Origin of the sequence: Microvirga sp. 2MCAF38 (assembly GCF_052115485.1) — a bacterium.
Taxonomy (GTDB): Bacteria; Pseudomonadota; Alphaproteobacteria; order Rhizobiales; family Beijerinckiaceae; genus Microvirga.
Genome location: NZ_JBFRGU010000004.1, coordinates 271,969 through 298,762, shown reverse-complemented (window position 1 = coordinate 298,762; position 26,794 = coordinate 271,969). Strand labels below are relative to the sequence as shown.

Genomic DNA, 26,794 nt, shown 5'->3' with positions numbered 1-26,794 from the left:
GGGAGGCAGCGCGCATGCTCGAGCGGGGAAAACTCGTCCGTCAACTTGATCGTTTGGTCGAGGGAATGGTCGCGTTGCGTCATGATGGTGCCTTCCATGAACCGAATCTCGACGGCACCCCGGGCGATTACATCAGTTTCGATGGATGGGAATGGCCGCAAGGCGTGGGCCTCTACGGTCTTGTACGCTATTGGGAATTTACCGGTGCGGACCATCATCGCGCCCTGGTTGAAGCTTGGTATGAGCGTCAGCTTGCGCGCAAGCTTCCTTCCGCGAATGTGAATACGACTGCTCCCATGCTCGCGCTCTCGATCCTCTGGGCGCGCACCCGCGACGAACGCTGGCGCGGCCCCCTCGATGATTGGGCCGCTCTCGTGATGAAAGACTTGCCGCGCACGGAAGAGCAGGGCTTTCAGCACATCGTTTCAGACAGCATCAATCCCGGCGAGCTGTGGGATGATACGCTGTTCATGGTTGTGCTGTTCCTCGCGAATTATGGACGCACTGCCGGTCGCCCCGAGCTAGTCGAAGAAGCGGTTCGGCAATTCCTGCTGCATGTGCATTACCTTACGGATACCGACACGGGCTTGTGGTTCCACGGCTGGACTTTCGAGGGACGTCACAATTTCGCGCGGGCACGTTGGGCTCGTGGCAATGCCTGGGTCACGGCCGGATTGCTCGACTTTATCGAGCTCGGGGGCATCGAGGGAGGCGTCAAGGATTTCCTACTCGGATGCCTGCGCAGTCAAGCCCGCGCGCTCCTGCTCTATCAGCATGAGAGTGGCGGTTGGCATACGCTGATCGATGATCCGACGTCCTATCTCGAAACATCCGCGACGGCGGGCTTCGGCTACGGCCTTCTGAAAGGCGCGCGGCTGGGCGTGCTGGGCGAAGACGCGCGCGAGGCGGGTTTGAAGGCGTTGGACTTCGTACTCAAGAATATCGACGATCGCGGCACAGTGCAGAATGTATCCTACGGCACCCGCATGGGTCATGACCTGCAATTCTACCGCGACATTCCCATTCAACCGACCGGCTACGGGCAGGCGCTCGCAATTCTGCTTCTGGCGGAAGCCGTACGTCACACTGGCGAAATTCAATTGGAGGCTGCTCAATGATCGATGTTCGCTACGGCGCGGGGCCGGAGGCGATCTCAGGCATGTCGTCGCAGGAGCTGCGCTCGACCTTCTTGATCGAGAGCGTTTTCACGGTAGACGAGATGCGTCTCGTCTACACGCATGTGGACCGCATGATCATCGGCGGATGCTGCCCGGTGAAGAAGATCGTCGAGTTCGGAGAAGGCACAGCCATCGGAACGCCGTATCTGCTTTCCTATCGCGAGATGGGTATCGCCAACCTCGGCGGCGGAGCCGGACGGGTCGAGGTGGATGGAAAATCCTTCGACCTGGCAAGCCGCGATATTCTCTATGTGGGTCGCGGAGCGCAAAAGCTGAAGCTGTCGAGCATGGATCCCACAAAGCCGGCTCGGTTTTATGTGAACTCGGTTCCTTCGCAGGTCGATTACCCGCATCGCTTGATTACGCGCGCGGAGTCGAAGTTGCTAGAACTCGGAAGCGAGCAAAACTCCAACAAGCGCTCGTTGCGGATGTATATTCATCCTGAAGTCGCGCCTTCGGCGCTTCTCTTGATGGGCATTACGGATCTCGCTCATGGAAGCGCCTGGAACACCATGCCGCCTCATCTCCACGAGCGCCGCATGGAAGCTTATGTCTATTTCGATCTCGCCCCCGAGGATCGGGTGATCCATGTCATGGGGCGGCCCGACGAGACCCGTCATCTTGTCGTCGCGGACGGCGATGCAGTTCTTTCTCCCGCGTGGTCGATCCATATGGGTGCGGGAACCGGGCCTTATGCTTTCGTCTGGGGTATGACTGGCGAGAACCAGGAATACACTGACGTCGATCCCGTTCCCGTCAATACATTGCGCTAACGAGGGCCGCTCCATCATGAACACGGAAGGCTACCTGACCGTTTCACTCAAGCCGGGAGATGCCATCGGGCATTGGCAGCTCGGTGATGTCCTTGAAGAGCGTTATGACGTTCCGGATCGCACCATGGAAGGGAAGATGGATGCGTTCTTCTTCCTGACCAAGGATCGGAATTTCATCCCACACCAATATCCCTGTCGGACAGACTTCATCGCTGCCTATCGCGGGCAGACGCCGAAGCCTGCCAGCGCTTTCGAAGCGAAACGCGTGTGGTTCCCATTCGGCAGCCCCCGCGTCGATCTCTCCGGTTTCTGGTTCCGCGCGACGCGGGTCGAATGTTGGGCCCGCACCACGGTGGAGAGTGCGACGGATCAGGTTGCGCAGTTCCGCTTTTCCACCTGCGGCGGCGCATTCGTCGAGGTGAACGGGCAGCGCATTGCTGAACTGTCCCGCTATCAGCGCAACTTCGAGGAAAGTGCGGTCATTGACGTTCCGCTGCGCGCAGGGCGCAACGAGATCCGCGTTTGGTTCGCCGATTTGTGCGAGCGCGACGCCCGCTACTATTTCAGCCTTGAATTCGTAAGCGGAAACAATCTCTCGGTCGCATTGCCGACGCCGATCGAAGGTGCGCGCGCCGCTGCGGTGGAGCAGATGCTCGAGGGCATGCGTGTCGAAAGGCCATTCTACGGCAACGGGGAAGTCGCTGTCGTTTTTGATGAGCCTCTTACTCACGCGCTCGACGTGCATGTGGAGGTGCGCGGCGATTTCATGTCGACGGAAGGTAACGTTGAACTCGTCAAGCACTTGCCCGCTGGTGCGACGCGCATTGCACTTGCGGATGCCAAGGATCTGCCGGCCGACTTCCGCCATTTCGACGTGACCCTTAGTGACGGACCTTTCACGGCGACGCGTGTTCTGGGCGTCGAGATCTGCCATCTGGACGATGCGCCGCAGCAGGCCTCGGATGTGAAGGCACGCGCCCGCATCGTGCTGGATCATGTGGCCGAGAAGGGCGAGCGCGACATGGTCGCTGCTCTGGCGAGGCTCGCTCTCGACCGTGGAGGCCAGGAGACGGATCGGATCATCGAGTCCTGCCTGCCCATCGTCGGGGACTGCCATGATTGCGCGGATTTCCTGCTCGTTCCGCTGCTCTGGTGCCGCATGGCATGGCCGGAGCGAATCTCTCCGGAAACGCGGGCGCGCATGGACGATGTGATCCTGCGATTCCGTTTCTGGATGGACGAGCCCGGCAACGACGTGATGTGGTATTTCAGTGAAAACCACGCTCTGCTGTTCCACACGGCTTGTCACCTTGCCGGAACGCTGTTTCCGGAAGCGACGTTCAAGCGCTCTGGCCGTAAGGGGCGTGAGCAAGCCGAGATCGGGCGTCAACGCCTGCTGGAATGGCTGACGCATTTCGAGGCCTGCGAAATGGCCGAGTGGAATTCGGCTCCCTATTTCCCTATCGATCTCAAAGGTCTGTGCGCTCTCTATGCTCTCTCGCCCGATGCCGGTATTCGCGAGCGTTCCGGTGCAGCCATCCGTCGTCTTCTCGAGATCATGGCCTTGTCGAGCCACCATGGCTTGATGACGGCGTCGCAGGGGCGCAGCTACGAGCACACTCTGCGTCCCGGACGCACGCTCGAATTGTCGGGTATTTCTTATCTGGCTTTCGGCAAGGGTTGGTTGGGCCGCCGGTTCCACGCCTTGCCGCAACTCGCCTTGTGCTTCACCGAGAAAGGCCTGGAGATCGACCCTAAACTCGCGGCCATTGCCGATCACAAAGGCGATGAAGCCTATGAGTGGCGTTACAAGCAGGGCGAGAATGGAATCGCCTCGCTGTATCACTTCAAGACGAAGGATTACGCACTCGGCAGCATCGCCGCTTATCGTGCCGGCGAATGGGGCTATCAGGAAACGATGATCCATCTGCGCTTCGGGGATAAGCCGGAATCGCAAATCTGGATCAACCATCCGGGTGAAGTCATTCATAGCGGTTATGGTCGCCCATCTTATTGGGGCGGCTGCGGCACCGTTCCCCGCGTGCAGCAATATCGCTCGCTTGCGATGGTTGATTTCGAGGCGCATCCCTCGCAGCCCGACTTCACGCATGCCTGGCTGCCCGAGGTCGAGATGGATGAGGTCGTCTACGACGGAAATCGTGTGCTCGCGCGTTCTGGGAACGGCCTATGTCTTCTGGTTGCGAGCGGGCCGCTGGAGCGGGTTAGCGTCGGCCCGACGGCCGGATGTGAAATCCGCCTCGCGGGGCATCGCGGCCGCTGGATCGTGCGCTTGTCCGACATCGCGACCGAGGGCGACCTGAAAGCTTTTGGCAAGCGCTTTGCCGGGCTTACGGTTTCCGAGGGCGCCGATGGCAGCTTCGTTCTGAATGATCCCGATTTCGGAGCCGTTACCTGCAATGCAGATGCAACTATTCGGGCTGGTGGGGAAACTCTCGACCCGAAACGCTGGACCCTGTCCGGTGAACTTCGGACCTTTCCGGAGGGAGCGCTCGTGACGCTTCCCTCCCAAAATCAATGGCAGCGCCTCAAGACTGCCTGAAATCGAAATTCATCATGGGAGGAAAATGATGAGAAATTTTAAGAAACTGACACTTGGTGCCCTGGCTTTGACGCTCAGCGCATCGGCATCTCTGGCTGCGACGGAAGTCCGCATCATGTGGTATTCCGACGGCAACGAAGGCGAAGTTCTTCAGGATATGGTGAAGCGCTTCGAGGCGCAGAATCCCGATATCAAGGTCGTGGTCGACAACGTCGCTTTCGGTGTCATCAAGGATCAGCTGCCCGTGCAACTCGAAGCGGGACGCGGTCCCGATATCGTGCGTGTGGTGGAGTTGAAGTCGCAGGCCAAGCACTGGCTCGATTTGCGCCCGCATTTGAAGGACGCCGCGACATTCGAGAAAAACTTCAGCAACACGCTCGACTGGATGCGCGACGACGGCAGCAAAGCGCTGCCGGGATTCATGACCCAGCTCACGATCACCGGTCCGCTTGTCAACACGACCCTGTTCGAGCAGGCCGGCGTGCCGGTCCCGGGGGAAAAGGCTTCCTGGGATGATTGGGCGGCCGCCGCCCGCAAGGTCGCTCAGAACCAGAAGGTTCCGATCGCGCTCGCTTTCGACCGTTCCGGTCACCGCTTCATGGGTCCTGCGATCTCGATGGGCGCGAAGGTCATCGGTGCCGACGGCAAGCCTGCTGTGACCGATGAAGGCTTCAAGGCCATGGCCCAGCGCATTGCCGACTGGCACAAAGACGGCACCATGCCCCGCGAAATCTGGGGCGGCGTTGCCGGTACGACTTACAAGGGCGCGAACGACGAGTTCGTGAACGGTCAGGTCGCCGTCTACTTCTCGGGCTCCTGGCAGGTCGCGCAGTTCTCGCAGAAGATCGGCGACAAGTTCGATTGGTCGGCTGGAACGGAGCCTTGTGGTCCGGCAGCCTGCACCGGCATGCCCGGTGGCGCTGGTCTCGTCGCTATCAAATACACACAACATCCGCAGGAAGTTGCGCGCGTGGTGGAATATCTGGCAAGCGAACCGGTTGTCCGTGAGTTCTCCGAGCGCACTCTGTTCCTGCCGGCGCACCAGGGCGTTGCCGCTAAAGGCGTCGACTTCAAGTCGAAGGATCCGAACGTCAAGAAGTCCCTCGACATCTTCCTGAAGGCCACGCAGACCGCGTCTCCGCTGGCGCTCAAGATGCAGAGCTACAAGTGGTCGGGTGCGATCTACGCTTCGGTCATCAGCCGGCTCGGACAAGTGGTCGCCGGAGAGGCGCAACTGGCCGACGCCTACGCTCGCATCGAAGACGACATCAAGCAGAAGGTCGCTGAGGCCTCCCGCTAGAGCACTCACACCGGCAAGTCGCAAACGGCTTGCCGGTGCAATCACGCTCTCTCGAATGAGGATGTCCGAACATGAGCACCGTGAGTGAAACGCAAGGGCGGGCGTCAAACCTGTCCGCTGTGTTGACTGTGCCGATGCGCCTTGTCATGGGCGCGTTGAATGCGCCAATGAGCTTCATTCAGAGGCGGTTCGGTCTCGGCGGCATGGGCGCTGTATTCCTTGCGCCGAACATGCTGATCTTCGGCGTCTTCGTCCTCATTCCGGTTGCGATCAATCTGGCCTATTCCTTTACCGGCGGCATGGCGATTTTCTTCGGCGAGCGCCATGCCGTGGGCTTTGAGCAATACCAAACCCTGCTTACGTGCGGGGACTATACGAAGCCCGCGACCTGCCGGGAGGATGCATTCTGGCAGAGCATCCACAACACCGTTTTCTTCGTCTTGGTTCAGGTTACGATTCTGGTTCTGGTGGCATTGGGAACGGCACTCGTTCTGAATCGCGAAATGCGCAGCCGCGGTTTCTGGCGCGCCGTATTCTTCTTCCCGGTTCTCTTGTCGCCTGTTGTGGTAGGACTGATCTGGAAATGGATTCTCCAACGTGACGGTCTCCTGAACGCGGTTCTGGTCGAATACGGCTTCGAGCGGACCTTGTGGCTCGCGGAGCGGAACTGGGCCATGTTCTGGGCCATCTTTGTATCGGTCTGGGCGCACCTCGGATTCTACGCCCTGATTTTGCTAGCAGGGTTACAAGCCATCCCACGCGATCTTTACGAAGCCGCGATGATGGACGGAACGAGCCAGCCGCGCACATTCTGGCGCATCACCCTGCCGTTGCTGTGGCCCAACCTTTTGGTGGTCATCACTCTCGCACTTATCCGTGCGGTTCAGATTTTCGATGAAGCTTTCGTGCTGACAGGCGGTGGCCCCGGCACGAGCACGCTCTTCATTACCCAGTACATTTACGAGACGGGCTTTGCCCACGTGTTGCGCAATCTCGGTCTGGCTTCCGCAGCATCCATCCTCATGGGATTGGTGCTCGTCGGCCTGACATTGCTGCAATTGATGGCATCCAATCGTCGAAACCGGGAGGAAAAGGCATGAGCGCGGTTTCCACCTTCCTTCTTCGGCGACGCGGCGGCAAGGGCTGGCATTGGACGGACGTGCTCTCCTATGTCTGGCTCGGGATCGGCTTCTTCCTGATGTTCGGCCCCATCGTCTGGCTCGCTCTTTCCTCGTTCAAGACGCCGGCCAATCTCGTGGAATTCCCGCCGACCATGTTGCCGCTCGATGCTCGCATGGCGAATGTTGAGGGTTACGACAAACCACTGCCGCTCTATCGTGTGAAACAGGAGGACGGCACAGAGCGCGTACTCGCGCAGGTGCGCCGCGTCGGCATCATGGCGCAGATGGTCGCCCCTGAGAACCCGCAACAAATCATCCGTGTGCCGATCGACAAACGGACGCCGGAGCGCGAAGTAAAACTTGCGACGAGTAACTACACGGAGCCGCTGCAGCAATTCGACTTCCTTCGCTATTTCCAGAACTCCATCTTCGTCACTGTCATGGCGACGATCATCACGTTGATCGTCAATTCCATGGCCGCCTTCGCGCTATCGAAATACGAGTTCAAGGGGCGCACGGCGGTTCTCGGAATCATTCTCGCGACCTTGATGGTGCCACTCTCGGTGATTGTGGTTCCGCTCTATCTGGTCGTGAACGAATTGCGCTTGTTCGATACGCTGTGGGGCGTCATTCTTCCAACCGTGGCAACGCCAACGGGGGTCTTCCTGCTCCGCCAATATATGCTGACCATTCCGGACGAGTTGATCGACGCCGCGCGGATGGACAAAGCCTCGGAATGGCAGATTTATTGGCGCATTGTTCTGCCGCTCGCAGCACCTGCGCTTGCGGTCCTTGCGATCTTCTCGATCATGTGGCGCTGGAACGACTTCCTGTGGCCTTTGATCGTGCTCTCGCGCAAGGAGCAATACACGTTGCAGGTTGGGTTGAACGCCTTCTCCGGTGAGCTGAACGTGCAATGGCACTACGTGCTGGCGATGACGGTTCTATCGATCCTTCCTGTCGCCGCAATCTTCCTGTTCCTTCAGCGCTACATCACCAGCGGCATCGCGAATACGGGCTTGAAGTAATGTCGGTTCCAGTCGGAAAGAGAACATCGTGAGCAACCTCGCCCTTCATCAAGTTACAAAGCAGTTTGGTTCCGTGAAAATCCTGCACGGTATCGACCTCGATGTGCGCGACGGGGAATTCGTGGTGTTCGTCGGTCCATCGGGCTGCGGAAAGTCGACGCTTCTTCGGATCATCGCAGGACTGGAAGCTTCCAGCTCGGGGGAGATCCGTCTCGACGACAGGCTCGTGAACGACGTTTCTGCCGCTGACCGTGGTCTGGCGATGGTGTTCCAGTCCTACGCGCTCTACCCGCATATGACCGTAAAGCAAAATCTCGCCTTCGGCCTTGAAAACAGTCGCATGGCGAAGGCTGAAATCGAGGCTCGTGTAATGGAAGCTGCGCGGATGCTTCTGATCGAGCCGCTGCTCAACCGAAAGCCTGGTCAACTTTCCGGAGGCCAGCGCCAGCGCGTGGCCATCGGGCGCGCCATCGTACGCCGTCCTGGTATTTTTCTGCTGGACGAGCCGCTGTCCAATCTCGATGCGGAGTTGCGTGTGGTGATGCGCGCCGAACTCGCGGCGCTTCACAAGCGTCTCGACGCTACGATGATCTATGTGACGCATGACCAGACCGAGGCGATGACGCTCGCCGACCGGATCGTCGTTCTGCGCGATGGTCGTGTCGAGCAGGTCGGCACGCCGCTTGAGCTATATAACAAGCCGGCGAACCGCTTTGTCGCGGGGTTCATCGGTTCGCCGCGCATGAACTTCATCGATGCGCAGGTCTCACAGTCCGGTCTTGATGTTGGCGGCAGATCGCACGCTCTCCCGAGCATCGAACTGGCATTGGGAACACCTGTTACAGTCGGCGTTAGGCCTCACGAACTCGACATTACCGATGTGGAGGATGGAACTCTGGCTCTCGAAATAACGCTCGTCGAGCAGCTTGGGGCTGAGACGGTTCTCCACGGCAAGACTCATCTCGGCGGAATGTTTACGTTGACGGCCCCCGGACAAGGCCGCTTTGCGGTAGGCGACCGCATCGGCGTGGCGCTGCCGTCGCAGGTTCATCTCTTTGATGCCCAGGGCCAAGCCGTCGCTTCGCACTGAATCAAAAAGCGACGGCATGATGCCGTCGTTTTCTTTTTGAACACTGATAGCGTTTGTTCTCGGTCGATTATCGCGCGAGCCAGCCTCCATCCACCGGAAGCACGGTACCGTGAATGTAATTTGCGGCTGAGGAAGCGAGAAAAACTGCGGCGCCGCCGATATCTTCCGCGTGCCCCCAACGCCCGGCCGGAATTCGGGAGAGAATTTCCGCGCTACGCTTCGCGTCCTCGCGCAAGGCTTCCGTGTTGTTCGTCACGATGTAGCCAGGCGCAATCGCGTTGACATTGATACCTTTCGCGGCCCACTCGTTCGCAAGCAACTTGGTCAGTCCCGCCACTCCGCTTTTACTCGCGGTATAGGACGGGACCCGAATGCCGCCCTGAAATGACAGGAGTGAGGCGATATTGATGATCTTTCCGCCTTTTCCATCCTTCAACATGCGACGCGCCGCAGCCTGAGACAGAAAAAACGTCGTCTTGAGATTGAGATTCATCACGTCATCCCAGTCGGATTCCGTGAAGTCGATAGCATCGGCCCGACGAATGATGCCGGCGTTGTTGACGAGAATATCGACGCGGCCGCTTAGGCCCTCGGCAGCGTCCAGAATCTCTTCGATAGGGGCGAGATTGGAGAGGTCCGCTGCGACCGCACGAAAAGGTACTTTCGTTGGCGAGATCAGTTCTCGCGTTTCATCCATCGAAGAGCGGCCAACGGCTACAATGCTTGCGCCCGCTTGCGCGAGCGAAAGCGCAATTCCTTGGCCGATTCCTGTGTTGGCGCCGGTGACGATGGCGAGCTTATTTTGAAGATCGAAGGCGTTCTGCATCAGTTTTTTGCCGCACGAAAAATACGTACGGAATGTATGCCATTTTATCCGCCCGTCCGCGACATTTAATTGACCCAACTCAAGGAGCCGGGCTGGAAAATTCTCATCATCCGATGTGAATGACAACGTCGTGCTCTAATTGGACAAGTGATCTTTCACAGGTCGGGTTAGAGCGGGGTTCTGCTGGTGTCAGAGAAACTGGCCGGTGACCTCTTCCACTTCGCCAGAAAATCTAAGTCAACCTCGAGCCTCGCGGCGCACAGATCTCCCATCGCCTTCAATCTCAAGAATCGCCCGGGTCATGTCGAAGCCGATGCTTTGTGTTAAATTTTTAATATACTTGTCTAATTCGACGGAGTGGATTTGTGAAATAGACCCGGTATTCTTGCAAATTAAAACTAAATTTATATTGTGTTGCTTGGGTTCGGCAATATTCGAGATAGCATATTTTTTATTTGAATTTATTTTGTATACCAAATCGGCAGAAATCAAAAATTCGAGAGCTCTATAAACGCTCACAGCGTTTATTTGTTTGTTGCTTGAGCTCAAATTGTGAGCCGCTTCGTATGCGCCAATGCTCTCATGTCTTGCTATTTCAAGATAAACGCGTTGCCGCATCGGAGTGAAATTCAAACCTTTTGTAGAGCAGAACTCTCTTGCGCCGCTCAATAAGCTTTCTTCTCGGGACTTTTTTTTCACTGGTCGTTCTCCAACGTCTATAAAGCATTCGATTCCAGGAGCGCGGCTCTCGACCCGAATATTCGAAATACGGATGTTCTTGCGCGGCCGGGCGGGACTCGATTCGAATATATTGCGGATACGTTACATCGTCCGTAGGTGCTGTCCCCATCGATTCACCTAGAATCGGAATTAATTGCTGAGCATTTTCTCAGTTAAAATAGCTTTGCCATGACATGGGGCGCTGTGTCAGCGCTCAGCCCAACACCTCAATTGGAGCCACAAGCCACGCACCCTATCCGTCAACCGATTGAGATACGAAGTGAAGGATGCGACTAGAGGCCTTGGCATGATTGTCGACGGAAGAAACAAGTGAGGAAATAGCATTTTTGCAGGACCACCCACCTTGCCGTTCAAACAGCGCAGGGTGCCCAGCTCATTTCCCGACTATAAATTCATTCATAGAATCGGCACAGTTCTTTTGAAAAGACGGCGCCTGCGTGAACGCCTGCCTTACTTTGCCGGAGGACGTTTCCCAGAGGGTGTACCGTCCGGATTCATGCCGTATCGTCGATAGTTCTCCTGGAGATCGCGTTCCAGTTGGGCGTCCATGCGAGCATTTGCGCTTGCCGTCCAAGCATTTCTTGCGGCCAGTCCAGCGGAGGCGGTGGCCATGCTCGCAAGCCCCGTCGGGTCCACCGATGCGGCGATCCCGGCGACGCCTTGAGCAGTGCCGAGCATCACGGCTTCCGATTCCAATTGCTTTTCCAGTGCTCTCGTCTCACCGGAGAACTGTTCGCTCTTGAAGTTGGATTTCGTGGTTTGACAGCCGACAAGCGAGAAGCTGCAGGCAATTGCTGCGAGAGATCTAAGGGCGCGCATTGAACGATTCCAATTAATAAAGAGAGAAAACCCTGGGCAGTTCCTGCCCGGGATCTGTTGAAGAACGCCTGTCGCTTAGATGACGTAAAAATCCTATAGGTCATCTTGAGCTTCTTCGGCAGGGTTGCGATCTGGACCGCGGCGCCGCTGCCCGAGCCATCGGCATCGTAGTAGAGAATGCCCTTCTTGTTGTCGTAGATGATGTAGTCGTTAGCATCCTTCGCCTCGGGGCCAATGATGAAGAAGTTCTTTTTCAAGAGAGCCGGCTTGCTCTCGGAACCTTTGGATCCGAGCTTCTTGAAGTACAAAGATGTCCTTGCTGGCGCCGCCGAAGAGAACATCCCGATGTGGTTGTCCTGCCTCGATCTGAGCTTGCATGACCGTCCATGACAGGTCTTCGCTGAGTTCTCTGTCGAACGCGCGCTCGATTTCCACGAGACGGTGGCTGGCGACAAGGAGAGAGATGACGAATGCAATGATGGCAGCCGCGGAGAAAAAAAGGCCTTCGAAGTGGTAACCCGACCGTTCATTGGACCGTGAGAATCTTCAGTTGCCCGATCCACCGGGAGTCATACTGAGGGTTGCGTAGAGCCTCCTCCTGATCTCGTGGATAGACGATCCAGAGAGGACCTTTGTCCCGCACACGCAAATCCCGGCCATCCATTCGAAATGCCAGGAGCACATCATATTGCTCAAAGTCGGATATCGGGATCTCGACCGCAGAGTCGTTGAGCGCAGAGGCGATGACGCTCGAACCTCGCGCTCCAACGAAGGTCATGAGATCGCGCATCGACACGCCTTCGAACGTCTTCACTCCATCGGTCCAGTTCGTCGAGGTACGCAAGATCCTAACACCAAGTCGCTCGATCATTGCTCGATCGAAGGCGGCGCCATGGTCGCTGTTGTTTGATTGGATCGAGCCGCTCACTGTCAGAACAACTTTCCCCATCGGGTGAGGAATGTTTTGCTCCCCTGATGCGCCGTAAGCGAGCACAAGAGTAAACAAAGAAATAAGCCACGTGAGCCGCGCAACCATGCTTTGCCCTAAATGTTGTCGATATGAAGCCGCGGCACTGAAATCTTTAGAATCGAACCTGCGCTTTAGCGGGCTACTCAAAGTTCAAGCCAACTTGCAAACGCAGCTGAAAACGGCGCGTCGAAATGCATGCGTGATGAAAATCGGAAGGTGAGCGTTTCCGAATGAGGCGTACGAGGCAGCATCATCTGAAACTATGCTCAATGCCGAATCGGCCACCACGACAGTGGTCCGTGGTATCTGTGTATTGCTATTGCAAGCCAAACGTAACCATGCATTTGCATGGGATGACACGTTTCATTGTTTCAATTTTTGCGACGCAATCGGGATGAAGGCTACATGATATTGCGTGCTTGCAGATACCGGTCGAAATCGTCGCTTACTGAGACTGTGATCTCGTGTCAAAATGGGGTTCGCACGCAGTGATCTGATATGAAACACTGTTGTATTTTGTTGATCTTATTGATCTTATTGATGTTTTTACCTAGTCGTTCAAGGGGGGACTAAACTTCTTGTATCGGCTTTTCTGCCCGGCTCTTATTCCAACTTTCATATATGCCCGGATATTCCCGGCAGCGCACGGAAAGGCGGACAACAATCCGCCATCAGAGAGATGCTTATCAATTCCGATGTGAAGCTTCGTGGGGGATGCGTGCGATACATTGCTTTCTCCCATCGATATGAGGAGACTGGGAATTGAATTGCCAGAGAAAGTCTAAAGGTCAGTTCGATGCTGAACAACGACACGAATATAAGGACTACGGATCGAATTATCCTTTGCGTAGAGGACGATCTTCGCCTGCGTTCCGATATCGTCGAGGAGCTCGAGGCAGTCGGTTATCGGGTCGAGAAAGCGGAGAATGGTGAAGAGGCGCTGAGGAACCTTGGGATCTGTAAGCCGGATCTCATTCTCTGTGACATCACCATGCCTGTCATGGGTGGATATGATCTTCTGCGGTCAATTCGCAATCAGCGTCCTGATCTGGATGACGTGCCGTTCGTGTTCATGTCTGTTCTGAGCGACAAGCGAGATGTGATCCAGGGCAGGACCCTCGGCGCGGACGACTATCTGCTGAAACCCCTCGACTACGACGTGATGCTGGCAACGATCCGTTCCAGGCTCAGCCAAGTCGAGCGGGTGCGCCGCAACATGGTGGTTCAGCTCGAACGAGAGCGGCGTGAATTGCTGGATACGACCATGCTCGAGACGCGAGATGCATTCGCGGGCTTGGCAAATGCTTTTGACAGCCTGTCCAGTGGAGTCATCTTTCTCGATAGCATCGGGCAGGTGCAGCACATGAACCGCACGGCACAGCAGATAACGCAGGGCGAGGATGGTCTTGTACTATCCGCGCAGAGCCTGCGTACGACCTCCACGGCGAGCACGCGCAGTTTAAAACAAGCGATTCATGACGCCCTTGGCGAGCCCAATAACAGCAGCATGGTGACGATTCCAAGAGCGATGCACCGGCCGCTGGTCCTCCAAATCTACCCGCTGAGTTCGGGGGATGCTGCAGGTTCGCCCGCTGTCGCCGTGTTCGTCGTCGATCCCGAAATGCGCCCGCGCCTTTCGCAGGAAATGGCCTCCCGGATGTACGATCTCACGCGCGCGGAAGCTCGCTTGGCTGTGGCTCTTGCCGACGGCAAGCGTCTCGACGAGATTGCCACCGAGTTCGGCGTGTCACCCACGACGGTGTCTTTCCACCTGCAGAATCTCTTTCGGAAGACCCATACGAGTCGGCAGGCGGATTTGGTCGCGCTTCTCATGCGCGGAGCTCTCGCTTTCCAACCCGACGAGGCGAGTTTGTAACGCGGATGGGCACGCCTTGGCGTCTGTTCTGCTGCTCCGGTTCAGTTAAATCAGTTCAAAGATGACGCCTTAGTCGGCGAACGGTCTAAAGCCGATACCTTCCGGCCGGGCTAAGCGTGCAAGGCTTTCCACCTGATAAGCAGGCTGCTGAAATTTCAGCGGCTCGTTTTCCATGACACGGATGCAGCTGCTATCGGGAGCGCTTCGTCGGAAGAGGCCGTCCTCTAGCGGCAGTTCCTTGGTTTCCAATCATTCGGCAAATTTGATCACCCATACGGGTGATGTGTGGAGATTGGCCTCCCCCTATCAACAGAGAGGATTTCGTCAGCGAGGCGACCACTCGTCGCCTCTGCTCCTATGACAAAGATGCTCGAATGAATCTTCGCGTTGATATAACGTTGGACAAGAATGTTTGGAGTGCGACGCCCGGTTTGGGTAGCGTCGCTCTCGACGGCGCAGATGTGCTGACACTTCTTGCTCATCAACTTCTCACACCGCTCGCAGTTATCGATGGAACGGCCCAACGGCTCATTCGTCAATCGAACGTTATCGACGCCTCTGGAATCGTTGAGCGGAGTCATCGAATCCGGATCGCCGCGGAGGAGCTGCTGGGCTTGGTGCGGGCGCTTCTGGATAAGATCAATCCCGCGTCTGGGCAGGTAGCGCCGGAGCAAGACCTGTGTTCGTTACTCGATATCGTGTCTCGCTCATGCAAGCATGTGTGGTGTGATCAGCCGGATCGCAAGTTCGATATCGATATCAGCGCCCAAGCCGATGCGATCGTGGGCGATCCAATTCTGTTGCAGCAGATGATGCATATCCTCGTTAGCAATGCATCGAAATACTCATCAGAGCAGACGACGATCCGCATCGAGGGATCGATTGTCGACGGTTATCTTCTCGTTTCTGTAAAAGACTCAGGAATCGGCATCCCTGCCGATGACCAACAACAACTGTTTCAGCCGTTCTTTCGCGCGCGAAATGCGACCGAGCATTGTGGGACCGGCTTAGGTTTAAGCCTTGCCCGGCGAATCGCACGGAGCCACGGGGGAAGTATCCGTGTGGAGAGCGCAGAGGGGTATGGGTCGACTTTCACAGTCGCCTTACCGTGGTCGCAGCCTCCGCTTCCACCGCCGCTATAGCTTCAGCCCTGCTCTCCGTCGGCATCCAGTCCCAGATCCAGAATCGGGGCGCTGTGGGTAATCCAGCCGGTGGAAATCAAGTCGACACCACTCGCTGCGATTGCCGGGGCGGTAGCGGATGTAATTCGGCCCGACGCTTCGGTGATTGCTTGCTTGCCGACACGGCGGACCGCCTCGGAGAGCATCGCAGGGCTCATATTGTCCAGCAGGATCGCGTCCGCGCCAACGGCCAGTACTTCGTCGAGCTGATCGAGCGTGTCGACTTCAATCTCGATCTTGACGAGATGGCCGACTGTCGCGCGGGCACGCTCAAGGGCAGGACGGATGCCACCGGCGATAGCGATGTGGTTGTCCTTGATGAGAACGGCGTCGTCGAGGCCGAACCGGTGGTTGGATCCGCCGCCGGCACGAACGGCATGCTTCTCCAGCACCCTCAGGCCCGGTGTCGTTTTGCGGGTGCAGACAATACGAGCATGCCCGTGGGCGCGAACGGCGTCGGCCAATATTGCCGTTGTCGTCGCGATGCCGGACAGCCGGCAAAGCAGATTAAGAGCGACGCGTTCCGCCGATAGAATACCCCGCGCCGGTCCCGCCAGCCGAATAACCGTTTCGCCCGGTTCAACCCGAAAGCCATCGGACCGCTCGATCGTGACACTGATCGATGGGTCGATCAGCGCGAATGCGAGGCTTGCAACGTCCGTTCCAGCCACGACACCAGATTCACGGGCGACAATGGCGCCGTGAAGGATTGCAGTTGCCGGAATGACGGCGTCGGTCGTGATATCGCCAGCGCGACCAAGATCCTCCATGAGGGCGGCCCGCACGATAGGCTCGACCAGCAGGTGCGGAAGCGGAACGATACCGTTTAGATTCTCCCTGGTCACGTTCATGCCACTCTCCTTGTCGGCAGCGTCTCATTGATCTCAGCCGCCATTCGCAAGGCCTGATCGAGCGTGAATTCGGTGGAGCTGACTGCGGGCGAAATTGCGGGGTAGTCCAAGCGCTGATGGGCTCCTCGGCTTTCCTGCCGCATGTAGGCTGCAGTCGCGATCAACAGGCCGACCAGGGTTGCGTCGGGTAGGTTACTGACGGCCTCACTGTGCCTAAATGCCAGAAGGTGATGGATTGCGTTCTTCAAACCTTCCGCCTCACGCACGACCCCAACTTGCCTGTCCATGAGATGTCGGATCTCTTGCATGGTCATGACTTGAATGCTGCGCAAGGGAGGTCGGGGCTGCGAGGAGGCTTGTGTCATGGCAGTTCGCGAAGCGGTCTCCTTCACATCGCGGGCAATCCACTGCGCGTAGGCCAACGCTTCGAGCAGCGAGTTGCTGGCCAATCGATTGGCTCCATGCAACCCGGTCGAGGCTATTTCGCCACAAGCCCAGAGCCCTTCGACCGAACTGCGCCCGTTGTCATCGACTTTGATTCCGCCCATGTGATAGTGCGCGGCGGGCCGCACCGGGATCCGATCCAGAGTCGGGTCAAGACCGGCGGTTCGGCACAGCGCAACGACGCCTGGGAACTTTTCATAGATCCCTTCTCCAAGGGCCTGCCGCGTGTCCAGGAAGACGCGCTCACCCGCCGTGATCTGAGCGAAGATCGCGCGCGCCACGACGTCGCGTGGGGCCAATTCCGCGCATGGAATGTCTTCCATGAATCGTTCGCCCCGGCTGTTGACGAGTATCGCACCCTCACCGCGTAGCGCTTCGGTTGCGAGCGGCATTGGATCGAGATTTGCCGCGATGGCGGTGGGATGAAACTGAACGAATTCGACATCTCGCAAGAGAGCGTTCGCACGAGCCGCAAGCGCTAATCCTCCGCCTGCAGAACTAAGCGGGTTCGTGGTATACGAAAAGAGACCTCCAACCCCACCCGTGGCGAGGATCACGGCCCGGCTTGCGATCAGGATCGGTTCTCCCGTCGATCCGGTTTCACAGGGTGAGCAGAACACACCTGCGACGGAGCCCTTTTCGTCGAGCGCGAGATCGGTGACGCATCTGTTCTCCAGGATCTGAACCGAGGGTGCCAGCTTTGCCGCTCGAATGAGGGTGTCCAGCACGCGTTGTCCGGTTCTGTCGCCTCCCGCATGAACAATCCGCCTGCGTGAGTGCGCGGCCTCGAGCCCCAAAATCAGATCGCCAGCAGGTTCAGTTCGATCAAACAAAGCGCCCTGAGCAATCAGCCACTCGATGCACGATGGGGCTTGTGCTGCAACACGCGCCGCAACGCTCGGCTCACTGAGACCGGCGCCGGCCAGAAGTGTATCCGTTGCGTGCAGACTGGGATTGTCATTTGATCCGAGAGCCGCCGCGATCCCTCCTTGTGCCAGCGCAGTCGAGGCCTGCAGGCCAAGAGGCGCTGCGACGATCAAGGTCACGGGCAGCGGCGCGAGGTGCAGAGCAGTTGCAAGCCCTGCGATCCCCCCGCCGACGACCACCACGCGGTCGTGCGGGCCGGGTGTTCTCATATCAACCTCTTACCTAACCGCGAGCATGCGCTCGACAGCGGCTCTCGCCCGCTCGGCGACGGCTGGGTCAATCGTGACTTCGTGCTCGCGTCGTTCGAGAGCTCGCCGGATCTTCGGCAGGGTGATCCGTTTCATGTGCGGACACAGATTGCACGGACGCACAAACTCGACCTCCGGGTATTGGACAGCAACGTTGTCGCTCATGGAGCATTCGGTGACGAGTGCGACACGGGCCGGCCGCTTGTCGCCGACAAAGTTAGCCATGTCCGCGGTCGATCCGGCGAAATCAGCCTCGGCCACAACTTCGGGCGGCGCTTCCGGGTGGACGAGCACAGCCACTCCCGGATAACTCTCACGCACCTCGCGGATATCTTCGGCCGAGAAGCGTTCATGAACTTCGCAATGACCTGCCCAGGTGATGATCTCGATGCCAGGCACCTGCGCCGCGGTGTTCTGCGCCAGGAACTCGTCAGGCAGCATGATGACGCGGTTCACGCCAAGGGATTCGATCACTTTCTTGGCATTGCCGGAAGTGCAGCAGATGTCCGACTCCGCTTTGACGGCCGTTGACGTGTTCACGTAGGTGACGACCGGGACACCCGGATAGCGCGCGCGCAGTCGGCGCACATCCTCGGCTGTGATCGACTCCGCCAGCGAACAACCGGCATCGGCGTCGGGGATAAGCACGGTCTTGTCCGGATTCAGAAGTTTGGCAGTTTCCGCCATGAAATGCACGCCGGCAAGCACGATGATGTCGGCATCGGTGGCTACGGCCTCGCGTGCCAATGCCAAGCTGTCGCCGACGATATCCGCCACCGTATGGAAGATCTCGGGTGTCTGATAGTTGTGAGCTAGAATGACGGCATTGCGCTCCCGCTTGAGCGAGAGGATGGCCTCGATGTCCTGTGCGAAGATCGGCCATTCCTGCGAGGGAATATGGCGACTGACCCGAGCATAAAGATCCGGCAAAGGCAGAGTTGCAGGTACGAGTGGCGCAGCGCTGAGCATTGCAGCCTCCTATGCTCAGTTTGAGCATTAGTGGGTCGAAAGAACGCCGGCTGGTGAGCCGGCTTCTTATGCTAAGACTGAGTATAAGTTGGCGTCAACCCGAAATCTTTCAAGAGATGGTTCGCCGCGCTCCGGGTAAGCGCAGCCCAGGCGCAGGGCGCTCGACCAAAACCTCACGCCGGAATCGCACGAGCCGGGCCGGGCGTCCTCCGGTCTCGGCTGTCACTTCGCCGGTTTCCTCGACCAGTCCTTGCATTTCTACCAAGCGCCGGAAGTTCTGCTTGTGGAGACGCACACCCGAAAGGGCCTCCACGGTTTTTTGCAACTCCAGAAGCGTGAACGTGGGAGACATCAATTCAAAGATGACGGGGCGATATTTGATCTTTGCGCGCAGACGGCCGATGGCCGTGGACAGCATGCGCCGATGGTCGAGAGCCATGGACTGACCGGGTGCGAGCCGCGCTTTGGACGGTGGTTGAACATTGCGCAAGGCCTCGGGAACAAGGCCAGCCTCGAACAGAAGTTCGTAGCGCTCGAGCACGCGCTCGTCTGTCCATGTGCCTGACTGCAATCCGAAGGTGAGCTCGATGCGTTCATCACGGAACTTTTTGAGAGGTTTGCCTCCCGCACGCGCCCACGCTTTCAAGGCAGGCTCGATCACGTCGAGCGCTTTTGGGCGCCCTTCGCGCCAGTCCTCCCAGGGGAGGTAATTGTACCAATTGCGCCAAGCCGCATGGGCTAGCCCGGTCGGGCGCGCCTCGCGAAGGAGTGCGAGATAGGCAATCGACAGAGAATGCCCGGCATCACGCATGCCCGCCTCCGCCCGAGCGCGATCCCCGAACGTATAGAGCTGTTCGACATAACCAAGTTTAAGTTCCGTCTGCTGTGCAACCCAAGCCCGCAATCCCGTTTCCAGCGTCCGATGCTGTGATTGCAAAGGTCCCGATGGCAGGCCGTCAAGTTGCGGCGACTCGGCACGGATGGTCAGGACTCGCGGTTCATCAGGGGTGGCCGCCATGATGACAGCGCTGAGCTCGACAGAAAGGGCAACGTCACGCCGCACGCGGGTCTTGGGTCGTGGGGAGGAGGGAAGGGGCGGCATGGACACTCAAGAAAGGACACGGTTCAGCAAGGCCGCAAGGATGGGTCTCCTTGCCTCCACAGTCGAGGGATTTTTGACAGATCGAGAAGGAATCCCCTGCGGATCGCCTATCCCTGCCCGTATCAGAGTTTCATTAAATGTGTCGACATAAACTGATTTTATCGGAACAATAGGCTTGCTTTTTCCGGAAATTACGAAAATTATGTCGACATAATCATGCGACCTAGCGACACGGACACGCCGGGTAGGTCAGAAAACCAAGCGGGGAGACGATCAGGAAACCATGGCTAGCTTCACCAACAATGAGCGCCCGGCGCCCGACAGCGTCCTGGTCGACATCGCCGATTACGTGCTGAATTATCGTGTCGACAGCGCTCTTGCGTATGAAACCGCGCGCAACTGCCTGCTGGATACGCTCGGCTGTGGTCTGGAGGCCCTCGAGTATCCCGCTTGCACGAAGCTGCTCGGGCCGGTGGTGCCGGGAACTGTGGTTCCGAACGGTGCGCGTGTACCCGGCACCCCCTATCAACTCGATCCGGTGCAGGCGGCCTTCAACATTGGGACGCTGATCCGTTGGCTCGATTTCAACGATTGCTGGCTCGCCGCCGAATGGGGGCATCCGTCCGACAATCTCGGCGGAATTCTCGCTGTGGCGGATTGGCTCTCGCGCAATGCGGTCGCTGCCGGTCGCGCGCCATTGACCATGCGCGACGTGCTGACCGCCATGATCAAGGCGCACGAAATCCAGGGCTGTTTCGCCCTGGAGAACTCATTCAATAAGGTCGGCATCGACCACGTCATCCTGGTGAAAGTGGCGTCGACCGCCGTCGTTGCGGGTCTGCTCGGTCTCACCCGCGACGAAATCGTCAACGCACTTTCCCTCGCCTTCCTCGACGGCCAGGCGCTGCGCACCTATCGCCATGCGCCGAATGCGGGTTCGCGCAAGAGCTGGGCGGCGGGCGATGCCACAAGCCGCGCGGTTCGTCTCGCCCTGATCGCTCAGACCGGCGAGATGGGTTATCCCTCGGCGCTCAGCGCGAAGACCTGGGGGTTCTACGACGTCTCCTTCCGCGGCCAGCCGTTCAAATTCCAGCGGCCCTACGGCTCCTACGTGATGGAAAACGTGCTGTTCAAGATCTCGTATCCGGCCGAGTTCCATGCGCAGACGGCGGTGGAGGCGGCGATGGCCTTTCATGAAAAACTTGCCGCCATGGGCCGCAGCGTCGCCGATATCGCATTGATCAAGATTCGCACGCACGAAGCGTGTATCCGCATCATCGATAAGAGCGGTCCGCTGCACAATCCGGCCGATCGCGACCACACGATCCAGTACATGGTCGCCGTGCCGCTGATCTTCGGGCGTCTCGTCGCGTCGGACTATGAAGACGCGGTGGCCGCCGATCCACGCATCGACGACTTGCGAACCAGGATCGAATGTGTCGAGGATCCGGCTTTCACGCGCGACTATCATGATCCCGAAAAGCGCTCCATTGCCAACGCAATGACCATCACGCTGAATGACGGCACCGTGTTGCCCGAACTCGTGGTCGAGTATCCCATCGGCCACAAGCGGCGGCGCGCGGATGGTATTCCGTTGCTCGAAGCGAAGTTCCGCACGAATCTCGCTCGCCGTTTCGTCGAGAAGCGCCAGCGCCAAATTCTGGACGCTTCACTCGATCAGGCTCGGTTGGAGGCGATGCCGGTCAACGACTATGTCGACCTCTACGCGAATTGAGGAGAAATCGGCATGCCATATCTGGTGAGTTCCGACCTCCCTTCGATATCTGCGGGCCAACGCTTCCGCTCATTGGTGGAAGCGCGCGGCATCCTCTCCGTTCCTGGTGCGCAAAACGGCATGGCAGCACTCCAGGCCAAGGCGGCAGGGTTTGAGGCGCTCTATCTATCGGGGGCCGCGATGACGGCCTCCATGGGCCTGCCGGATCTCGGCATCATCACGGTCGACGAGGTCGCGTTCTTCGTCCGCCAGCTCGCACGGTCGAGCGGGCTTCCGGTGTTGGTCGATGGCGATACCGGTTACGGCGAGGCGCTCAATGTGATGCACATGGTGCGCACATTCGAGGACGCCGGTGCGGGTGCTGTACATATCGAAGACCAATTGTTGCCGAAGAAATGCGGGCACCTCAACGACAAGAAGCTCGCTGATGCTCACGACATGGCCGCGAAAGTGGCGGCGGCGGTGAAGGCGCGGCGGCATCTCTATGTCATCGCGCGCACCGACGCGGCGGCCAGCGAAGGAATCGATGGCGCCGTCGCGCGCGCCCGGCTTTATCTTGAAGCAGGCGCGGATGCGATCTTTCCGGAAGCTCTCACCACAGCTGAGATGTTTCGCACCTTCGCAGAACGAATGCCGGGTGTGCCGCTGCTCGCCAACATGACGGAGTTTGGCCGCACGCCTTTCTTCACCGCATCTGAATTCGAAGCGATGGGCTATCGCATGGTGATCTGGCCCGTGTCTGCGCTGCGTGTCGCCAACAAAGCGCAGGCCAAGCTCTATGCAGCCATTCGCCGCGACGGCGGAACCCACAAGATGATCGATGAGATGCAGACACGCGCCGAACTCTACGATCTGATCGGACTCGCCGACTATGAGTCGCTCGATGCCTCCATTGTAAAGACGGTCATTCCGACAGGGATACCGCAGCATAAAGAGACTGTTTGAACGGCGCATTGCGCCGTTGTCGAAATAATAAAGCCGCCACAAGAGCGGCAGCTAACGCCAAACGCTGGATGGTCCGGCCGCGGCGAAAAGGTCAAACGAGGGAGACGACATGTTCAAGACACTTCTGATCACGGGCGGATTGGCCCTGACGCTGACGACAGGTATCGCGGTTGCCGATCCTGCTAAGGTCATGATCCCGGCCAATCCGGGCGGCGGGTGGGATGGCGCCGGGCGCCAGACGATGGCGGCGCTCAACCAGGCCAAGATCTTCACGGACGGTGTGAATTTCACCAACAAGGGTGGTGCTGCCGGTACCATCGGGCTCGCCGAGTTCGTGCGTACCTCGAAGGGCGACGACAATGCGCTGCTCGTCACAGGCGTGATCATGGTCGGTGGTGTCATCACCAACAAGACGCCGGTTTCGCTCGATGACACAACCCCGCTCGCGCGCCTCACGAACGAATATAATGCGATTGCCGTCCCGGCGGATTCGCCGATCAAGACGCCGAAGGATTTCATCGCAGCGTTGAAGGCTGATCCGACAGCGGTATCGGTCGGCGGCGGTTCTGCGGGCGGTGTCGATCATGTCATGCTGGCTCTGTTGGCGAAACACGCGGGCGCACCTGTCGACAAGATCAACTTCGTCGCCTTTTCGGGTGGTGAGATCCTGGCCGCGCTCGGCGGTGGTAAAATCAAGGCTGCGATTTCCGGCGCATCCGAGTTCCGCCAATTCGCCCAGTCCGGTCGCATCCGCATCATCGCCGTGTCGGGTCCGACGCGATTGGAAGGGCTCGATGTGCCGACGCTCAAGGAAGCCGGCATCCCGGTCGAGATCGGCAATTGGCGCGGCATCGTCGGGGCGCCCGGTATGAGTGAAGCCGGACGCAAGGCCTGGGCCGAGCGCTTCGAGAAACTGCGTAAAACCGATGTCTGGACGGCCACACTGAAGAGCCAGGGCTGGGAAGATGCGTACCTCCCCAGTGATGCGTTCGCCGCATTCCTGAAGCAGGAGAAGGCTGACTGGTCCGTCGCGCTGAAGGAAGTCGGCATCCTCAATTGAGCGGTATGCATTGGAGCCCGTCACACCTTGCGGCGGGCTCCGGCGCTGCATCCACGCCTTCCTGCGCTTTTGAACGCCGGTGCCGATATGATCGGTGCGCGTAAGAGGCGCCAGCTTTTCGGAGCGACAGCATGCTCACGACTGACGGAAAATCCACCCAGCTACGCTCAACCCGTCCATGGTGGATCGGTATCGCCGTTCTTGTCATAGGGGGGATTTGGATCCATGGAGCGAGCGGAATTTCGGCGACGACTAAATATGTCGGCATGGGCCCTGCGGCCATGGTCGGCGCGGTCGGTGCCGGGCTTGTTCTGATCGGGGTGCTGCTGATCCTCCAAGTGGCGCGCGGCGAGAACTTCAATCCGCAGGAAGAGGAGAGCGCCGATGCGGACGCGCCGCCCTCGCGAAAGGCGTTTCTTCTCGCGCTCGCGGGGATCTGCGTGCCGCTCGTCACCATTCAGGCGCTCGGCTTCCCGATCACGGCGGCGCTGACCTTCGCGCTGGTGACGCACGCCTTCGGATCGCGGCGCACCGTCTTCGATCTTGCGGTCGGTGCGGTGATCGGGGCCGGCTCGTGGTTCGGCTTCTCAAAACTCGGCATCGACCTCGGCGCTTTCCTGCCGCTCATCAGGTGACACAATGGACACGCTGAACCAGCTCATCGGCGGTTTCGCCGTCGCCCTGCAACCGATGAATCTATTCTGGGCGCTTGTTGGGTGCGCCCTCGGCACAGCCGTCGGCGTGCTGCCCGGCATCGGGCCCGCTTTGACCATCGCACTGCTGCTACCCGTGACCGCGCAGGTCGCGCCTGAATCCGCCTTCATCATGTTCGCGGGTATTCTCTACGGCGCGCTCTATGGCGGATCCACCACCTCGATCCTGCTCAACACGCCTGGCGAGAGCGGATCGGTGATGACCGCGATTGAAGGCAACCGCATGGCGCGAACGGGGCGCGGCGCAGCCGCACTGGCGACGGCTGCAATCGGCTCGTTCATCGCGGGCACCATCGGCACGCTGGCGCTCACTTTCCTTGCACCGGCCATTGCCGAACTCGCCTTCATTTTTGGGCCGGAGGATTATTTTGCGCTGATGATCCTGTCTTTCACCTCCGTCGCGGTGGTGATGGGAACGTCGCGCGTTCGCGGTTTCGCGGCGTTGTTCCTCGGTCTTGCGCTCGGCACTATCGGCATCGACACGCAGACTGGCCAACCGCGCATGGTGTTCGGTTCGCTCGAATTGCTCGACGGCGTCTCCTTCACGGTGGTGTTGGTATCGCTATTCGCAATCGGCGAGACTCTCTATGTGGCAAGTCGTTATGCCAAGGCACCCGCGATGCTCAACCCGCTGTCGGGTGGCGCATGGATGACGCGGGAGGACTGGAAACGGTCCTGGAAGCCATGGCTGCGCGGCAGCCTGATCGGATTCCCCATCGGCTCGCTACCTGCGGGCGGCACTGAGATTCCGACCTTTCTGTCCTACACCATAGAACGGCGACTGAGCCCACACCCGGAGCAATTCGGCAGCGGCGCCATCGAGGGCGTCGCGGGGCCGGAAGCCGCAAACAATGCGGCGGCGGCCGGCATTCTCGTGCCGCTGCTCACGCTCGGCCTGCCTTCGACCGCAACAGCTGCCGTGCTGCTTGCGGCCTTTCAGAACTACGGCCTACAACCCGGCCCGCTGTTGTTCGCCACCAATCCAAACCTACTGTGGGGGCTGATCGCCTCACTCTATATTGGCAACTTGATCCTCTTGGTGCTCAATTTGCCTCTGGTGGGAATCTGGGTGCGGTTGTTGCTGATCCCGCGCCCCTACATCTATGCGGGCATCGTCGTTTTCGCGATGGTCGGTGTGTGGGGTGTCTCCACATCCTGGATGGATCTTGCGCTCATGTGCGGGCTCGGGCTCGTCGGCTATGTGGCGCGAGTCTACGACTTTCCCATCGCGCCAGCCTTGATCGGCATGATTCTCGGACCGCAGGCGGAGATCCAGCTCCGCCGCGCGCTTGCGGTGAGCCAGGGCGACTGGACGGTGCTGGTCAGTACACCTATCGCGGCTGGCCTTCTCGCGATTGCGGCAGGCGTTCTGCTGTTGCCGCTCGTGTTGCGCCGATTGCGCAGTGCGGCGGAAGCTTCCGAGACGGCAATCGGTGTCGAGGCGAAATGAGGTCAGGCTGAACGGCTCGCCCCGCCTCCGGCGAGCGCCGTCTGTAGCGCGGCGCGCGCGGAACGGATATGGCGGCGCATCAGGATTTCAGCGAGTTCGCCGTCGCGCTGGCGGATGGCTTCCGTGATACGCAGATGCTCTCGCCACGCTTCGCTGCCACGGCCCTGCACCGTGCGGTGCAGACGGCGGCATAGCCGGAGACGAGGATAGAACTGGTCGCATAGCAGCTCGGCCAGGATCGGATTGCCGCTGCCTCGCGCAATGCGCATATGGAAATCGGTTTCAGGATCGTCCTGAAGATAGGCGCCAAGCGGATTGCGGTCGATCTCGCCACGATGCCCGGCGACCAGTTGTTCCAGAGCGGCGATATCGTGATCGGCCATATTCCCGGCGGCAAGGCGCGCAGCCATACCCTCCATGGCTTCGCGGACGTCGAGCAGTGCGAGGAACTCCTCGGCGCTCGGCTGCGAGACTCGCGCTCCTTGGTTGACCACATAAGTGACGAGGCCACGCTCCTGAAGACGACGGATCGCCTCGCGTACCGGCGCGCGGCTCGCGCCGAAGCTTCGGGCGATGGCAGGCTCGCTGAGCTTGGCTCCAGGGGCCAACTCGCCGGCCAGAATAGCCGCCGTCAGATCCTCATAGAGACGGGTCGCGAGCCCGGTCGAGGCGATTTCGTCCGATACGGTATCTAGGTCCGCGCCCTTCAACATGTCGACACCTTTTTCCGAGCGTTCTTGAGTTTGGCTGATTTCATAAGGGAAATCCTTGAGATTGTCATTGCGGGCAACCTCTCATGCCGACAGATATAAAAAGTTTGATACTGAATTACGAGCGATGCCGTCTGACAGCCGAAGCGTTCGACGCTAATATGGCGGTGAACAAGG

General features: G+C 58.8%; 24 protein-coding genes. 14 read left to right on the top strand and 10 right to left on the bottom strand.

Annotated elements, in window-relative coordinates; genetic code table 11:
- The first annotated feature begins 14 nt into the window (after window positions 1-14).
- The 7 genes from bglB to AB4072_RS10340 all read left to right on the top strand — a co-directional run bounded on the left by bglB (window position 15) and on the right by AB4072_RS10340 (window position 9,050).
- Entirely contained in the window at window positions 15-1,118 is a 1,104-nt protein-coding gene (gene bglB, locus AB4072_RS10370; protein ID WP_441967747.1) for a beta-galactosidase BglB, read from the top strand.
- Window positions 1,115-1,951, top strand: a complete 837-nt coding sequence (gene kduI, locus AB4072_RS10365) for a 5-dehydro-4-deoxy-D-glucuronate isomerase (RefSeq protein WP_441967745.1) — start codon at window positions 1,115-1,117, stop codon at window positions 1,949-1,951. The genes bglB and kduI overlap by 4 nt, the downstream gene beginning before the upstream one ends.
- Window positions 1,952-1,967: 16 nt before the next feature.
- Complete coding sequence (locus AB4072_RS10360; protein WP_441967743.1) at window positions 1,968-4,511, top strand: hypothetical protein; 2,544 nt, start codon at window positions 1,968-1,970, stop codon at window positions 4,509-4,511.
- 28 nt (window positions 4,512-4,539) lie between these two features.
- Window positions 4,540-5,811, top strand: coding sequence for an ABC transporter substrate-binding protein (locus tag AB4072_RS10355; protein WP_441967741.1), 1,272 nt, complete (start codon window positions 4,540-4,542; stop codon window positions 5,809-5,811).
- Between the two features lie 71 nt (window positions 5,812-5,882).
- On the top strand, window positions 5,883-6,911 hold the full coding sequence (locus AB4072_RS10350) for a carbohydrate ABC transporter permease (protein ID WP_441967739.1): 1,029 nt from the start codon (window positions 5,883-5,885) through the stop codon (window positions 6,909-6,911).
- On the top strand, window positions 6,908-7,960 hold the full coding sequence (locus AB4072_RS10345; RefSeq protein ID WP_441967737.1) for a carbohydrate ABC transporter permease: 1,053 nt from the start codon (window positions 6,908-6,910) through the stop codon (window positions 7,958-7,960). Before AB4072_RS10350 ends, AB4072_RS10345 begins: the two co-directional genes overlap by 4 nt.
- A 28-nt stretch (window positions 7,961-7,988) precedes the next feature.
- The gene (locus AB4072_RS10340; RefSeq protein ID WP_441967735.1) at window positions 7,989-9,050 is read left to right on the top strand and encodes an ABC transporter ATP-binding protein; all 1,062 of its coding nucleotides are present in this window, start codon (window positions 7,989-7,991) and stop codon (window positions 9,048-9,050) included.
- A gap of 67 nt (window positions 9,051-9,117) precedes the next feature.
- Here AB4072_RS10340 and kduD read toward each other — a convergent pair whose 3' ends face one another.
- The 5 genes from kduD to AB4072_RS10315 all read right to left on the bottom strand — a co-directional run bounded on the left by kduD (window position 9,118) and on the right by AB4072_RS10315 (window position 12,472).
- Complete coding sequence (gene kduD / locus AB4072_RS10335; protein ID WP_441967733.1) at window positions 9,118-9,876, bottom strand: 2-dehydro-3-deoxy-D-gluconate 5-dehydrogenase KduD; 759 nt, start codon at window positions 9,874-9,876, stop codon at window positions 9,118-9,120.
- A 237-nt stretch (window positions 9,877-10,113) separates the two neighbouring features.
- Window positions 10,114-10,575, bottom strand: coding sequence for a Fur family transcriptional regulator (locus AB4072_RS10330; RefSeq protein WP_441967731.1), 462 nt, complete (start codon window positions 10,573-10,575; stop codon window positions 10,114-10,116).
- Between the two features lie 492 nt (window positions 10,576-11,067).
- Window positions 11,068-11,295, bottom strand: coding sequence for a hypothetical protein (locus AB4072_RS10325; protein WP_441967729.1), 228 nt, complete (start codon window positions 11,293-11,295; stop codon window positions 11,068-11,070).
- Window positions 11,295-11,777: a hypothetical protein gene (locus AB4072_RS10320; protein WP_441967727.1), complete on the bottom strand. Its 483-nt coding sequence runs from the start codon at window positions 11,775-11,777 to the stop codon at window positions 11,295-11,297. Before AB4072_RS10320 ends, AB4072_RS10325 begins: the two co-directional genes overlap by 1 nt.
- A gap of 185 nt (window positions 11,778-11,962) precedes the next feature.
- Window positions 11,963-12,472, bottom strand: a complete 510-nt coding sequence (locus tag AB4072_RS10315; RefSeq protein ID WP_441967725.1) for a molybdopterin-dependent oxidoreductase — start codon at window positions 12,470-12,472, stop codon at window positions 11,963-11,965.
- A gap of 730 nt (window positions 12,473-13,202) precedes the next feature.
- Here AB4072_RS10315 and AB4072_RS10310 point away from each other — a divergent pair.
- Window positions 13,203-14,282 carry a response regulator gene (locus AB4072_RS10310; RefSeq protein WP_441967724.1) on the top strand — a complete coding sequence of 360 codons (1,080 nt, stop codon included), beginning with the start codon at window positions 13,203-13,205 and terminating at the stop codon, window positions 14,280-14,282.
- A 374-nt stretch (window positions 14,283-14,656) separates the two neighbouring features.
- Entirely contained in the window at window positions 14,657-15,424 is a 768-nt protein-coding gene (locus AB4072_RS10305) for a sensor histidine kinase (RefSeq protein WP_441967722.1), read from the top strand.
- A gap of 2 nt (window positions 15,425-15,426) precedes the next feature.
- On the opposite strand, the gene nadC is transcribed toward AB4072_RS10305, so the two are convergent.
- From nadC to AB4072_RS10285, 4 genes are all read right to left on the bottom strand, one after another.
- A complete protein-coding gene (gene nadC, locus AB4072_RS10300) occupies window positions 15,427-16,314 on the bottom strand; it encodes a carboxylating nicotinate-nucleotide diphosphorylase (protein WP_441967720.1) in 888 nt (295 codons plus the stop codon).
- Entirely contained in the window at window positions 16,311-17,894 is a 1,584-nt protein-coding gene (locus AB4072_RS10295) for an L-aspartate oxidase (RefSeq protein WP_441967718.1), read from the bottom strand. The genes nadC and AB4072_RS10295 overlap by 4 nt, the downstream gene beginning before the upstream one ends.
- Before the next feature lie 9 nt (window positions 17,895-17,903).
- Window positions 17,904-18,902: a quinolinate synthase NadA gene (gene nadA, locus AB4072_RS10290; RefSeq protein ID WP_441967717.1), complete on the bottom strand. Its 999-nt coding sequence runs from the start codon at window positions 18,900-18,902 to the stop codon at window positions 17,904-17,906.
- Between the two features lie 109 nt (window positions 18,903-19,011).
- Complete coding sequence (locus AB4072_RS10285) at window positions 19,012-20,004, bottom strand: NUDIX hydrolase (RefSeq protein ID WP_441967715.1); 993 nt, start codon at window positions 20,002-20,004, stop codon at window positions 19,012-19,014.
- Between the two features lie 283 nt (window positions 20,005-20,287).
- Between AB4072_RS10285 and AB4072_RS10280 the strand changes: the two genes are divergently transcribed.
- The 5 genes from AB4072_RS10280 to AB4072_RS10260 all read left to right on the top strand — a co-directional run bounded on the left by AB4072_RS10280 (window position 20,288) and on the right by AB4072_RS10260 (window position 25,907).
- Window positions 20,288-21,739 carry a bifunctional 2-methylcitrate dehydratase/aconitate hydratase gene (locus tag AB4072_RS10280; RefSeq protein WP_441967713.1) on the top strand — a complete coding sequence of 484 codons (1,452 nt, stop codon included), beginning with the start codon at window positions 20,288-20,290 and terminating at the stop codon, window positions 21,737-21,739.
- A 12-nt stretch (window positions 21,740-21,751) separates the two neighbouring features.
- On the top strand, window positions 21,752-22,684 hold the full coding sequence (gene prpB / locus AB4072_RS10275) for a methylisocitrate lyase (RefSeq protein ID WP_441967711.1): 933 nt from the start codon (window positions 21,752-21,754) through the stop codon (window positions 22,682-22,684).
- 109 nt (window positions 22,685-22,793) lie between these two features.
- Window positions 22,794-23,744, top strand: coding sequence for a Bug family tripartite tricarboxylate transporter substrate binding protein (locus AB4072_RS10270; RefSeq protein ID WP_441967709.1), 951 nt, complete (start codon window positions 22,794-22,796; stop codon window positions 23,742-23,744).
- Window positions 23,745-23,875: 131 nt separating this feature from the next.
- Window positions 23,876-24,379, top strand: a complete 504-nt coding sequence (locus AB4072_RS10265) for a tripartite tricarboxylate transporter TctB family protein (protein ID WP_441967707.1) — start codon at window positions 23,876-23,878, stop codon at window positions 24,377-24,379.
- A gap of 4 nt (window positions 24,380-24,383) precedes the next feature.
- On the top strand, window positions 24,384-25,907 hold the full coding sequence (locus AB4072_RS10260; RefSeq protein WP_441967705.1) for a tripartite tricarboxylate transporter permease: 1,524 nt from the start codon (window positions 24,384-24,386) through the stop codon (window positions 25,905-25,907).
- Window positions 25,908-25,909: 2 nt separating this feature from the next.
- Here AB4072_RS10260 and AB4072_RS10255 read toward each other — a convergent pair whose 3' ends face one another.
- Window positions 25,910-26,620, bottom strand: a complete 711-nt coding sequence (locus AB4072_RS10255) for a GntR family transcriptional regulator (RefSeq protein ID WP_441967703.1) — start codon at window positions 26,618-26,620, stop codon at window positions 25,910-25,912.
- Between the last annotated feature and the right edge of the window lie 174 nt (window positions 26,621-26,794).